Below are 12,636 nucleotides of genomic sequence, written 5' to 3' on the forward strand. Positions count from 1 at the left end.
ATTTTACCTTGGGGGGGAAAATCCCTATAATGCGGCCAAATTTTACCTCTTTTTCTCGAGTATCAACGTGGCAAAACAGATCCAAGCTATTCGCGGTATGAATGATTGCCTGCCGGAGCAGAGCCCGGTATGGCAGAAGGTTGAACAGATCCTGCGCCAGGTCGTTGCCAGCTATGGCTACAGCGAAGTGCGCATGCCGATTGTCGAGCAGACTCATCTGTTCAAGCGCGCCATCGGTGAAGTGACCGACGTGGTCGAAAAAGAGATGTACACCTTTGAAGACCGTAACGGCGACAGCCTGAGCCTGCGTCCGGAAGGGACCGCCAGCTGCGTCCGTGCCGGTATCGAACACGGTCTGCTCTACAACCAGGAACGCCGGATGTGGTACATGGGCCCCATGTTCCGTCACGAGCGTCCCCAGAAGGGCCGTTATCGCCAGTTCCACCAGTTCGGTGTCGAGCTGTTTGGCATCAACGGGCCGGACATCGACGCTGAGCTGATCATGCTGACCCACCGTCTGTGGCGTCTGTTTGGCATCAGCGAGCATGTCACCCTGCAGCTCAACACCCTGGGTCAGAGCGCCGAGCGCGCCGCTTACCGCGATGCGCTGGTGGCCTATCTGGAGCAGTACAAGGAGCAGCTGGACGAAGAGAGCCAGCGCCGCATGTACAGTAACCCGCTGCGGGTGCTCGACTCCAAGGATGAAAAGGTGCAGGCCATTTTGGCGGGTGCCCCGCGTCTGTTCGACCATCTGGGCGAAGAGAGCCTGGCCCACTTCGAGGGGCTCAAGCGCCTGCTCGAGTCTGCCGGTATCAAATACGAAGTGAACGAGCGTCTGGTGCGTGGTCTTGACTACTACAACCTGACCGTGTTCGAGTGGGTCACCAGCAGTCTGGGTGCCCAGGGCACCGTCTGTGCCGGTGGCCGCTACGATGGTCTGGTAGAGCAGCTGGGCGGTCAACCGACCCCGGCCGTGGGCTTTGCCATGGGCATGGAGCGTCTGGTGCTGATGCTGGAAACTCTCGAGCTCAACGCCGATATCCGCCCGGCGGTGGATGTCTATCTGGCGATGGTGGGCGAGGGGACCGAACAGGCTGGCTTCCAGCTGGCCGAGCGTCTGCGCGATGCCCTGCCGGACCTGCGCCTGATGAGCCACTGCGGTGGTGGCAACTTCAAGAAACAACTCAAACGTGCCGACAAGAGCGGCGCAGCAATCGCCCTGATCCTTGGTGAGACCGAGGTGCAAAACGGGGAGATCACTATCAAATATCTGCGTGGTCAGGCCGAGCAACAGACCGTCAAGGTTGACGCCGCCATTGCCCTGCTGGCAGCCAAAGGAGAGTAAGCTGTGGAAGTCTATACCACCGAAGAACAACAGGTTGAGGTTATCAAGGAGTGGTGGAAAGAGAACGGAACCTCGGTGATTGCCGGGACCGTGATCGGTCTGGTCGGTCTGTTCGGCTGGCGCTATTACAACCAGCACCAGCAAGAGACCATGGAGGCCTCCTCCCACTCTTACAACCAGGTGATTGAGCAGCTGGCCAAGGGCGATGCCGCCGGTTTCGAGCAGGCACAGCAGTTTGTCACCGCCAACAAGGGTGACTCCTACGGTGAACTGGCCGCGTTGCAACTGGCTGCCGCTGCCGTCAAGGCGGGCAAGCTGGATCTGGCTGCCGAGCAGCTGGAGCTGGTGGCGACCACGGGGGACGAGAGCATTCGTCCCATCGCGGCGCTGCGTCTGGCCCGTGTGCTGAATGATCAGGGCAAGGCAGATGAAGCGCTGGCCAAGCTGGCGACCATCCAGAATGAGGCCTTCAAGGCGCAGGTAGCCGAAGCCCGTGGTGATGTGCTGCAAAAGCAGGGCAAGACCGAAGAGGCTCGTGATGCCTATCAGGCGGCGGCGGATGCCGGCGGCCTGCAGGGTAGCGCCGAGCTCAAGCTGAAAATGGACGATCTGGCCCTGCCGGCCGTTGCGACTGGTGAGGCACCGGATGCGTAATCTATTCAAGATGGTGGCGCTGGGGGCTGCGGTCTCCTTCGCTCTGCAGGGTTGCTCCCTGTTCAGTTCCGAAGAGGATCTCAACCCGATGGCGCCGCTGCCCAAGGTTGAATCTGCCTTCACTGCCGACACCGCATGGTCATCCACTGTGGGTGATGGCATTGGTGACTTCTACTCCCAGCTCAAGCCGGTGGTGGAAGAAGATCGTATCTATGCGGCGGCCCGTGACGGCGATGTCAGCGCCTTTGACCGTGCCAGTGGCGATCGCCTCTGGACTGTCGATCTGGCCGACCTGCCGGTCAACGCCGACAAGCGTAGCGCTCGTCTCTCCGGTGGTCTGGTCTCCCGTTACGGCAAGCTGTTCCTCGGCTCCGAGAACGGGGTGGTCTACGCCCTGAACGAAGAGAATGGTGAAGTGCTGTGGCAGACCAATGTGCCCGGCGAAGTGGTGGCAAGCCCCGCGGTGGAAGATGGCCGCGTGGTGGTGTTGACCACCTCCGGTCGCTTGATTGCGCTCGATACCGACGAAGGCAAGATGCAGTGGTCGCTCTCCGAAGAGCAGCCGCCACTGACCCTGCGCAGTGCCGGTGCACCGGTGATCACCAACGGCGCCGTGATTTACGGTCGTGCCGATGGCAAGGTGGGCATCGCCCTGCTGAGCAACGGCCAGCCTGTGCGTCAGTCCAAGGTGGCTGATCCGCGCGGTGCTACCGAGCTGGACCGCATGGTTGACGTCGATGCCAGCCCGCTGATCGCCGGTGATGAGCTCTACGCCATCGCCTACAACGGTCAGTTGATGGCGCGCAAACTGATGACCGGCGATGAAGTGTGGAAGCGCAAGTATTCCGGCTATCGCGATCTGGCGATGACCGGTAATGCCATCGTGCTGACCGACAGTCGCAGCCACCTGTTTGCCATCGACCGTCGCAACGGTCTGGAGCTGTGGTCAAACACCCAGCTGGAAAATCGTACCGTCACTGCACCTGTCATCTTCGGTGACTATGTGGTGGTGGGTGATGTGGAAGGATACCTGTATTGGCTTGATCGTACCGACGGTACCATCAAGGCGATGCAGCAGCTCGATAGCAGTGGTCTCTACGCCGCCCCGCTGGTGGATGGCGAGACCCTGTATGTGCAGAGCCGTGACGGCAAGTTGTACGCCCTCAAGCGTCCTTGATCGTCCGATAATGTGAATATCCGGCTCCTGGTCTTCGGACCCGGAGCCTTTGTCGTCTTGAGAATGAGGCTTTTATGACTCCTGTAGTAGCCCTGGTGGGCCGCCCCAACGTGGGGAAATCCACCCTGTTTAACCGCTTGACCCGTACTCGGGATGCCCTGGTTGCCGATTTTCCCGGTCTGACCCGGGACCGTAAATACGGTCAGGCGAAGTTGGGCGAGCTGGAATTTATCGTGGTCGATACCGGTGGTATCGATGGCACCGAAGAGGGGATCGAGCTGAAGATGGCCGAGCAATCTCTGCTGGCCATCGAAGAAGCGGACGTCGTGCTGTTCATGGTGGATGCCCGTGCCGGCCTGACCGCGGCGGATCAAGCCATTGCCGAGCACCTGCGCAAGGCCCACAAGAAGGTATTTCTGGTGGCCAACAAGACCGACGGTATCGACGGTGATTCCGCGGTCTCCGAGTTCTACGGTCTGGCGCTGGGCGAGGTCTATCAGATCGCGGCCGCCCACGGTCGTGGCGTGCTGAGCCTGCTGGAACTGGCCCTGGCTCCCCATCTGGAGACCCTGGTCGACTCCGCTACCGATGAAGATGCGCAGGATGAGGAAGAGGAGGACTTCGACGAAGAAGCCCTGCTGCGCATGGTGGCTGCCGGTGAACTCGATACCAAAGAGGACACCAAGGAGACCCCGTTCGCCGACCTGCCCATCAAGTTCGCCATCGTTGGTCGTCCCAACGTCGGTAAATCTACCCTGACCAACCGCATGCTGGGTGAAGATCGGGTCATCGTCTATGACATGCCAGGCACCACCCGTGACTCCGTTTACATTCCAATGGAGCGTGACGAGCAGAAGTATGTGGTCATCGACACCGCCGGTGTACGTCGTCGTGGCAAGGTGCATGAGACGGTGGAGAAGTTCTCCGTTATCAAGACCCTGAAAGCCATCGAAGATGCCAACGTCTGCCTGCTGGTGATCGACGCCCAGGAGACCATCACCGATCAGGACTTGAGTATCCTTGGCTATGTGCTCCACGCCGGTCGCTCCGTGGTGCTGGTGGTGAACAAGTGGGATGGTCTGGATCAGAAGGTGAAAGAGGATGTGAAGAACGAGCTGGATCGTCGCTTGGGCTTCATCGACTTCGCTCGCGTCCACTTCATCTCCGCCCTGCACGGCAGCGGTGTCGGCCATCTGTTTGAATCCATTCAGGAGGCTTACCAGTCCGCCACCCGTCGTACCAGCACGGCCATGCTGACCCGCATCATGCAGATGGCGCAGGAAGATCACCAGCCGCCGATGGTCAATGGTCGCCGCGTCAAGCTCAAGTATGCCCACGCCGGTGGCTACAACCCGCCGCGCATCGTGATCCACGGCAACCAGTTGAACGACTTGCCGGACTCCTACAAGCGGTATCTGATCAACTACTTCCGCAAGTCCCTCAAGATCATGGGCTCGCCGATCCGGGTCGAGTTCCAGGAGTCGGTCAACCCGTTTGAAGGCAAGAAGAACACCATGACCCTGAGTCAGGAACGTCAGCGCAAACGCCTGCTGAAGATGAAGAAGAAATAAGCCCTTGCGGCTGCCCTCACCGGCAGCCGCTTTGTTATCCTCGCCATGTTAAGGTGAGGAATAAGGGGAGGGGGATCTGCCATGGAACAAGACCATGGCAGATCCACTTTCGAGGAGTTGATTATGGAAGCCCTGCTTTGTCCATCATGCCAGGCTGAACTGGATACCCGCAGCAAGGAGCAAACCTGTGGCCAGTGCCAGGCCCCTGTTCGGGTTACTGCCATTTGCCCCACCTGCCAACAGGAGCTGGAGCGTCTCAAGGCGTGCGGCGCGGTGGATTACTTCTGCAACCACTGCAACTCGCTGATCTCCAAGCGGACGGTACAGTTCAAGGCGGCGCTGGTGTAAGACGATAATCAGGTGAGAAAAAAGATAAAAAAAACCGGCGAATGCCGGGTTTATGCTGTGTGCTCTGCAATAAGCAGGGTATAGGATCGATTTCTGCGCCACAGGTTGCGCTTGATGTCATTAAGCTTGAGTTTGCGTCTGGGGCTCCAGCTGCACTTCGCTTTTCTGACTAGACTGATTTTTCTACGTTTTTGCATCTCGGTCTCCTCCCAACTAAGTTGGCCATCCCGGCCTTGGGTCATTGATGGAGCCCATCCGAAATTGCTGTTATTTAATCTCTCAACATAATGAAAACAATGCGATTTCGGATAGGCTCCGATGTGAATCGATGGTAACAGAGAAGTTTGTGTGAAAACAGCCGAATAATGGCTGGTTAGCGCATGGTGATCTGATTGACCACTTCGACGATGGCGGTGGGGCGCTCGGCCAGCTCGGGCTCGCTGTCGTTGTCGAGACTCTCCCGCTGATGTGCCTTCTGCTGCTCGTTGTCGAGCCAGAGCAGACTCTGGTAATACTGGCGCACGTTGTTGACATAGTTGCGCGCCTCGCTGCCACGGGCATAGCCGTAACGTACCTTGCGGTGCCAGCGCGCCTGTTGCAGCAGCGGCAGCACCTCTTTCACATCGCTCCAGGCGTCGGGATTCTTGCCGAGCTCTTTGGTCAGGCGGCGGGCATCCATCATGTGGCCGTAACCGATGTTGTAGGCGGTGAGGGCAAACCACACCTTCTCGTCATCGGGCACCGAATCCGGCACCTTCTCCATCATCTGCTGCAGATAGAGGGAGCCACCCTTGATGCTCTCTTCCGGATGAAGCCGGTCGTTGACTCCCATCGCCTTGGCGGTGGGCTCGGTCAGCATCATCATGCCGCGCACGCCGGTGTAGGAGCGGGCCTGCGGGTCCCAGTGGGACTCCTGATAGCTGATGGCGGCGAGCAGACGCCAGTCGATATTCTTGGCGTGAGTCTGGAACAGAGGCTGGTACTTGGGCAGCAGGCTCTTGGCGCGCTTGAGGAAGGTGCGGGTATCGACAAAGTCGAAGTTCTGCACGTGGCCGAAGTACTTCTCGTCCAGCTTGGCGATGGCACCATCCATAAAGCGCTGACCGAAGAAGTCGATCACGCTGGCATAGAGGCTGTCATCGGGCAGCTTGCTCATGGCCCAGGCAACGGTCTGCTTCTGGGCCAGGGTCAGCCCCTCGGTGAGCTCCGGGTAGTAGCGCTGGGTACGGGCCAGCACGGTATCCTGCACCACCGTGTAGTCAATCTTGCCATCCACCACCTGCTTGAGCAGCTCCTCTACATCGGCGTTGTCGCTGGTGCTCCAGGCTAGTTTCGGATTTTCTTTGCTCATCTCTTTGAGCAGATCTTCACCGGTGGAGCCGGCGGCCACCACCAGCTTGCCCTTGATATCGTTTAACGAGGCAGGCTTGGGTTTGCCGTTGCGGTAGACCAGTTTGGGAGAGACCTGATAGAAGCCTGGGCCGAAGCGAAACAGCTCGCGCCGTTCGGGGGTGACCATGATGGCGGCAGCCGCCAGATCGAGTTTGCCCTTTTTCAGCAGGTTGACCAGTTGGTCAGTGGTGTCGACCGGGATGATGGTGAGTTTCACCCCCAACCAGTCGGCATAATTTTGCGCCAGCTCGTAATCGAACCCCTGGGCGAGGTCGTCACGCTGGTAATAGGAGGTGGGACCATAGATGGTGCCAACCCGGATCTCGCCTCGCTGGCGGATCTGCTCCAGCTGGCTGGAGGGGCTATAGAAGTCGCAGCCAACCAGTGTCAGCGTCAACAACAGCCCGATAAACAGTCGAAAAATGCAGCGCAAGTAGGTGAGTACCTTTGTTGAAAAAATCGGCATTTGTCAAAAAAGAGGCACCTTTATACCAGAGAGTGTGCGCAGAGTCACACTGCACGAAGTGAGAAAAACGTTTGTCCGCTGTGAGCCAGATCCCTATAATACGCGCGTCTCAATTCCCCCCCACTTTAAAACTTGGTGAGAAAGGTCATATGGATATCTTGCGTGGTGCCCCAGCACTGTCTGATTTTCGTGTCCAAAAACTGCTGCAACGCTTCGCACAGATGAGAAACGAGAGTGGAGTAGAGAGCGGAGTAGAGATAGAGGATGTCTATGCCGAGTATATGCACTTTGCCGAGCTGACAAGCCCCCTCTCTCCCCCCGAGCGAGCGACCTTGGGCCAGCTTTTGCGCTACGGCCCGACCATCCCCGAACACACCCCCAGCGGTCAGCTGTTTCTTGTTACCCCCCGCCCCGGCACTATCTCCCCCTGGTCTTCCAAAGCAACCGACATCGCCCACAACTGCGGCCTGAAACAGGTCAAGCGGCTGGAGCGTGGTATTGCCTATTACCTGACCATCAAGGGGCAGGGTGAGCTGAGTGCCGCCCAGCGCAGCGCCATTGCCGCCGTGCTCCATGATCGGATGATGGAAGTGGTGTTTGCCGAGATGAGCGAGGCTGCCGCCTTGTTTGCTCACCACGAGCCGCGCCCCTTCACCCAGGTGGATGTGCTGGGCGGTGGTCGCGCAGCCCTGGCCGAAGCCAACGTGGCGCTCGGTCTGGCGCTGGCCGACGACGAAATCGACTATCTGGTGGAGAACTTCACCAAGTTGGGTCGCAACCCCAACGACATCGAGCTCTACATGTTCGCCCAGGCGAACTCCGAGCACTGCCGTCACAAGATCTTCAATGCCGACTGGACCATCGATGGCGAGCAGCAGCCCAAGTCGCTATTCAAGATGATCAAGAACACCTTCGAGCAGACGCCGGATCATGTCCTCTCTGCCTATAAAGACAACGCCGCCGTGATGGAAGGGAGCCAGGGTGGCCGCTTCTTCCCGAGCCCGGCCAACGGCGAATACCAGTATCACCAGGAACAGGTCGACATCCTGATGAAGGTGGAGACCCACAACCACCCGACCGCCATCTCCCCGTTCCCGGGCGCAGCCACCGGCTCCGGCGGCGAGATCCGCGACGAGGGGGCCACCGGTCGCGGTGCCAAGCCCAAGGCGGGGCTGGTCGGTTTCTCCGTCTCCAACCTGCGCATTCCCGGCTTCGAGCAGCCCTGGGAGCAGGATTTCGGCAAGCCGAGCCGTATCGTCAGTGCCTTCGACATCATGCAGGAGGGGCCGCTCGGCGGAGCCGCATTTAACAACGAGTTCGGCCGTCCGGCCATTCTCGGCTACTTCCGTACCTTCGAAGAGGAGGTGCCGAGCCACAACGGCGTCGAGGTGCGTGGCTACCACAAGCCCATCATGCTGGCAGGCGGCATCGGCAACATCCGCACCGAACATGTCCAGAAAGGGGATATCCCGGTCGGCGCGGCGCTGATCGTGCTGGGCGGCCCGGCGATGAACATCGGTCTGGGCGGTGGTGCCGCATCCTCCATGGCCTCCGGCCAGTCAGCCGAAGATCTCGACTTTGCCTCGGTGCAGCGTGATAACCCCGAGATGGAGCGCCGTTGCCAGGAGGTGATCGATCGCTGCTGGCAGCTGGGGGACGACAACCCTATCGTCTTTATCCATGACGTGGGGGCGGGCGGTCTCTCCAACGCCATGCCGGAGCTGGTCAACGACGGTGAGCGTGGCGGTCGTTTCGATTTGCGTGCCATCCAGAGCGACGAGCCGGGCATGAGCCCGCTGGAGATCTGGTGCAACGAATCCCAGGAACGTTACGTGCTGGCGGTAGCGCAGGACAAGCTGCCGCTGTTCAAGGCCCTGTGCGAGCGCGAGCGCGCCCCTTATGCCGTGATCGGCACCGCGACCGAAGAGAAGCATCTGACCCTCTCTGACAGCCACTTTGACAATCAGCCCATCGATCTGCCGCTGGACGTGCTGCTCGGCAAGGCGCCCAAGATGCACCGTGACGTGGTGACCCTCCCAGCACAGGGCAAGGCGCTCCAGCTCGATGGCATCACTTTGAGTGACGCGGCCGAGCGGGTTCTGCGTCTGCCGACCGTGGCGGAGAAGTCCTTCCTTATCACCATCGGCGATCGCAGCGTGACCGGTCTGGTCAATCGCGACCAGATGGTTGGCCCCTGGCAGATCCCGGTGGCCGATTGCGCCGTCACCGCTGCCACCTACGACAGCTATCACGGCGAAGCCATGTCCATGGGCGAGCGTACCCCGGTGGCGCTGCTCTCCCACGCCGCCTCCGCTCGTATGGCGGTAGCGGAAGCGCTCACCAACCTGGCGCCGGCTCATATCGGGTCGCTGAAGCGGGTCAAGCTCTCCGCCAACTGGATGGCCGCTGCCGGTCACCCGGGTGAAGATGCCGGTCTCTATGAGGCGGTCAAAGCGGTAGGTGAGGAGCTCTGCCCGGCCTTGGGCATCACCATTCCGGTGGGCAAGGACTCCATGTCCATGAAGACCCGCTGGCAGCAGGATGGCAAGGAGCACAGCGTCACCTCGCCGCTCTCCCTGCTCATCTCCGCCTTTGCCCGGGTCGAGGATGTGCGCAACACGGTTACTCCGCAACTGCGTACCGATCTCGGTGAAACCGACCTTATCCTCATCGACCTTGGCAATGGCAAGCAGCGCCTCGGCGCCTCGGCGCTGGCGCAGGTCTATCGCCAGCTGGGTGACAAGGCGCCGGATCTCGACAATCCGGTCCAGCTCAAGGGCTTCTTCAACGCCATTCAGGCGCTGGTGGCTGATCGCAAACTGATCGCCTACCACGACCGCTCCGACGGTGGCCTGTTCGTCACCCTGACCGAGATGGCGTTTGCCGGCCACTGCGGCCTCGACATCCAGCTCGATCGCATCGGCGGCGAGCTGCTGCCGGCGCTGTTCAACGAAGAGCTGGGCGCCGTCATTCAGGTGCGTCGTGAAGATAAAGAGGCGGTGATGACCCTGCTGGCCGGTCACGGTCTGGCAGCCTGCTCCCATGTGCTCGGTACCGTGCGCGAAGGGGATCTCATCACCCTGCAGCGGGGCGGTCAGGAGGTCTATCGTGCCAGCCGTACCGCACTTCGCACCATTTGGGGCGAGACCAGCTGGCAGATGCAGCGCCTGCGCGACAACCCGGCGTGCGCCGACAGTGAGCACGCGGCCCGTCAGGACGCCACCGATCCGGGTCTGCATGCCAAGCTGACTTACAACCCGTCCGAGGATGTGGCGGCGCCCTACATTGCCAAGGGTGTTTCACCCCGTCTGGCGGTGCTGCGCGAGCAGGGAGTCAACTCCCATGTGGAGATGGCGGCGGCGTTCGATCGTGCCGGTTTCGCGGCGGTCGATGTCCATATGAGCGATATTCTCTCCGGTCACATCAAGCTGGAGGAGTTCCAGACCCTGGTGGCCTGTGGCGGCTTCTCCTACGGTGACGTGCTGGGGGCCGGTGAAGGCTGGGCCAAGTCCATCCTGTTCAATGACAACGCCCGCGAGCAGTTCCAGCGCTTCTTCGAGCGTGGCGATACCCTCTCTCTGGGTGTCTGCAACGGTTGCCAGATGATGTCCAACTTGCGGGATCTCATCCCGGGTGCCGATCTCTGGCCGCGCTTTGTGCGCAACAGCTCCGAGCGCTTCGAGGCCCGCTTCAGCCTGGTGCAGGTGCAGGAGTCCCCGTCGGCCTTCTTCGCCGGCATGGCGGGTTCCGTGATGCCCATTGCCGTCTCCCATGGGGAAGGACGGGTGGAGGTGCGCGATGCCGCTCACCTGAGCGCGTTGCAGGCCAGCGGTCTGGTAGGGCTGCGCTTTGTCGATAACCGCGGCAGCGTGACCGAGCAGTACCCGGCCAACCCGAATGGCTCACCGAACGGTATCACCGCGGTGACCACGCAAGATGGCCGAGCTACCATCATGATGCCGCATCCGGAGCGGGTGTTCCGCACCGTGGCCAACTCCTGGCACCCGGACAACTGGGGCGAGGACGGTGCCTGGATGCGGATGTTCCGCAACGCCCGGGTTCGTCTGGGTTAATAGAGACAGCACCAGCGCATAAAAACAGAAACCGGCCAATTGGCCGGTTTTTTTATCCGTGTCGTTACGGCTTGCCGAGCGGTTGGGGGATAAAGTCTCCCCGGTCGAGGATCCGCAGACAGGCATCCACCACATCCGCATCGAGCTGATGGCCGCGCATCTGGATGATCTGCTCCCTGGCCTGGGGAATGCCGAGGGCGGCGCGATAGGGGCGATCCGAGGACATGGATTCGACGATATCGGCGACGGTGAGGATGCGGGCCTCCAGCAGGATCTCATCCCCCTTGAGTCCCAGCGGATAGCCGGAGCCATCGAGATACTCGTGGTGCTGGTGGATCATCCGGGCGATGGGCCAGGGGAAGTCGATATCCTTGAGCACCAGATAGCCGATGGCGGGGTGTTCCTTGACCAGCTCGAACTCCAGCGGTGTGAGGCGCTCCGGTTTGGTGAGAATTTCGGCCGGTACCTGGATCTTGCCGATATCGTGCACCATGGCGCCCAGATAGATCCCCCGCAGCCGCTTCTCTTCCAGCCTGAGCTCCCGGCCGATGGCTTGGGCCAGCTTGGCCACATGTTTCTGATGGCCAGCGGTATAGGGATCGCGCTGCTCCAGCACGGCGGCGATGGCACCCAGCGCATCTTCCAGTGCCAGCTCCAGCTGGCGGGCATGGAAGATCTTCTCCTGTTGCGAGCGCAGATAAGCCTGCTGGGTATGGCGCGCCTGCAGGCCATAGGTGAGGTAGTCGGTCAGCTGGATGAAGAGCTGCTCCTCCTCCTGGCTGAACAACCGTGGCTGGTCGCTGTGAATGATCAGCGCACCGGCCTGATCCTCCTCCAGTGGCAAGGGGATAAGCAGGCGGGAGCGCAACGGGTGGCGGCCGGTATGGGGCCGCTCGTGGAAGATCACCTGATTGAGGCGCCGCTGGTGGAGGATGGCCTGGGTGAGGGCCTCATCGTTCAACCACAGCGTTTGTTCCGAGGCATCGGCACTGCCTGCCTGCGCCACGATCCTCGGCGGTTGGGCGAGTTCGGGCTGGCCTTGCAGCACTGCGACCAGCGGAAAACGGTCATCGACGGCGATGGCATCGCAGATATCCTGCAGCAGTTGCGGCTCATCGCCCGGTTTGAGCAGGGCGTGGTGGGCGCGGCTGATCGCCTGCTGGGTCCAGCTGTACTGTTGCAGTTTCTCCTGCTGCCACTTCTGCTCGGTAATGTCTTCGAAGACGACGCCGACCCCCACGATGACCCCCGCCTCATCACGCAGGGGAAACTTGGTGGTGCTGAGCCAGCGGGCTTCTCCCCCCTTCAGATAGGGCTCTTCGATGTGCTGGTGTATCCCCTCGCGCATGACTCGGGCGTCATCCTCCCGATAGCGCTGTACCAGTTCGGGGGGAAAAAAGTCGCAGTCATTCTTGCCCACCAGTGCCTCTGGGGAGAGGGCGAGATCCGCCGCCAGCAGGCGGTTGCCCGCAATGTAGCTGAATCGGGTGTCTTTGAGCAGCACCCGATAGGGAAGCTGATCCATCACCTGGGTCAGCAACAGCGCCGAGGAGGGGAGCGCATCGGTAAGTGGGTGGGGGAGTGCACAGGAGGTGAGGAGTTCGGACATC

Annotated in this window: 8 protein-coding genes; 6 read left to right on the forward strand and 2 right to left on the reverse strand. The window is 60.7% G+C overall.

Going from position 1 to position 12,636, the window contains the following annotated elements:
- Positions 1-67: 67 nt before the first annotated feature.
- From hisS to L972_RS00730, 5 genes are all read left to right on the forward strand, one after another.
- Complete coding sequence (hisS, locus tag L972_RS00710; RefSeq protein ID WP_005351051.1) at positions 68-1,345, forward strand: histidine--tRNA ligase; 1,278 nt, start codon at positions 68-70, stop codon at positions 1,343-1,345.
- Positions 1,346-1,348: 3 nt separating this feature from the next.
- Positions 1,349-1,999: a YfgM family protein gene (locus tag L972_RS00715; RefSeq protein ID WP_021229680.1), complete on the forward strand. Its 651-nt coding sequence runs from the start codon at positions 1,349-1,351 to the stop codon at positions 1,997-1,999.
- Positions 1,992-3,176, forward strand: a complete 1,185-nt coding sequence (gene bamB / locus L972_RS00720) for an outer membrane protein assembly factor BamB (RefSeq protein WP_005333796.1) — start codon at positions 1,992-1,994, stop codon at positions 3,174-3,176. Before L972_RS00715 ends, bamB begins: the two co-directional genes overlap by 8 nt.
- A 74-nt stretch (positions 3,177-3,250) precedes the next feature.
- Entirely contained in the window at positions 3,251-4,747 is a 1,497-nt protein-coding gene (der, locus tag L972_RS00725) for a ribosome biogenesis GTPase Der (RefSeq protein ID WP_005333794.1), read from the forward strand.
- A gap of 123 nt (positions 4,748-4,870) precedes the next feature.
- Positions 4,871-5,095 carry a zinc ribbon domain-containing protein gene (locus L972_RS00730; protein ID WP_005344872.1) on the forward strand — a complete coding sequence of 75 codons (225 nt, stop codon included), beginning with the start codon at positions 4,871-4,873 and terminating at the stop codon, positions 5,093-5,095.
- 373 nt (positions 5,096-5,468) lie between these two features.
- Here the strand turns inward: L972_RS00730 and mltF are convergent, their stop codons facing one another.
- On the reverse strand, positions 5,469-6,953 hold the full coding sequence (mltF, locus tag L972_RS00735; RefSeq protein WP_047434388.1) for a membrane-bound lytic murein transglycosylase MltF: 1,485 nt from the start codon (positions 6,951-6,953) through the stop codon (positions 5,469-5,471).
- A 149-nt stretch (positions 6,954-7,102) separates the two neighbouring features.
- Here mltF and purL point away from each other — a divergent pair, with 149 nt between their 5' ends.
- The gene (gene purL / locus L972_RS00740) at positions 7,103-11,026 is read left to right on the forward strand and encodes a phosphoribosylformylglycinamidine synthase (protein WP_047434390.1); all 3,924 of its coding nucleotides are present in this window, start codon (positions 7,103-7,105) and stop codon (positions 11,024-11,026) included.
- A gap of 64 nt (positions 11,027-11,090) precedes the next feature.
- On the opposite strand, the gene L972_RS00745 is transcribed toward purL, so the two are convergent.
- A complete protein-coding gene (locus tag L972_RS00745; protein ID WP_047434392.1) occupies positions 11,091-12,635 on the reverse strand; it encodes an HD domain-containing phosphohydrolase in 1,545 nt (514 codons plus the stop codon).
- Between the last annotated feature and the right edge of the window lies 1 nt (position 12,636).

Source organism: Aeromonas sp. ZOR0001, from assembly GCF_000801015.1.
GTDB classification, from domain to species: domain Bacteria; phylum Pseudomonadota; class Gammaproteobacteria; order Enterobacterales; family Aeromonadaceae; genus Aeromonas; species Aeromonas veronii.

Coding starts and splice junctions, on each gene's coding strand:
- bamB (WP_005333796.1), top strand. CDS start 1,992: ATGCGTAATCTATTCAAGATGGTGGCGCTGGGGGCTGCGGTCTCCTTC.
- der (WP_005333794.1), top strand. CDS start 3,251: ATGACTCCTGTAGTAGCCCTGGTGGGCCGCCCCAACGTGGGGAAATCC.
- L972_RS00730 (WP_005344872.1), top strand. CDS start 4,871: ATGGAAGCCCTGCTTTGTCCATCATGCCAGGCTGAACTGGATACCCGC.
- mltF (WP_047434388.1), bottom strand. CDS start 6,953: ATGCCGATTTTTTCAACAAAGGTACTCACCTACTTGCGCTGCATTTTT.
- purL (WP_047434390.1), top strand. CDS start 7,103: ATGGATATCTTGCGTGGTGCCCCAGCACTGTCTGATTTTCGTGTCCAA.
- L972_RS00745 (WP_047434392.1), bottom strand. CDS start 12,635: ATGTCCGAACTCCTCACCTCCTGTGCACTCCCCCACCCACTTACCGAT.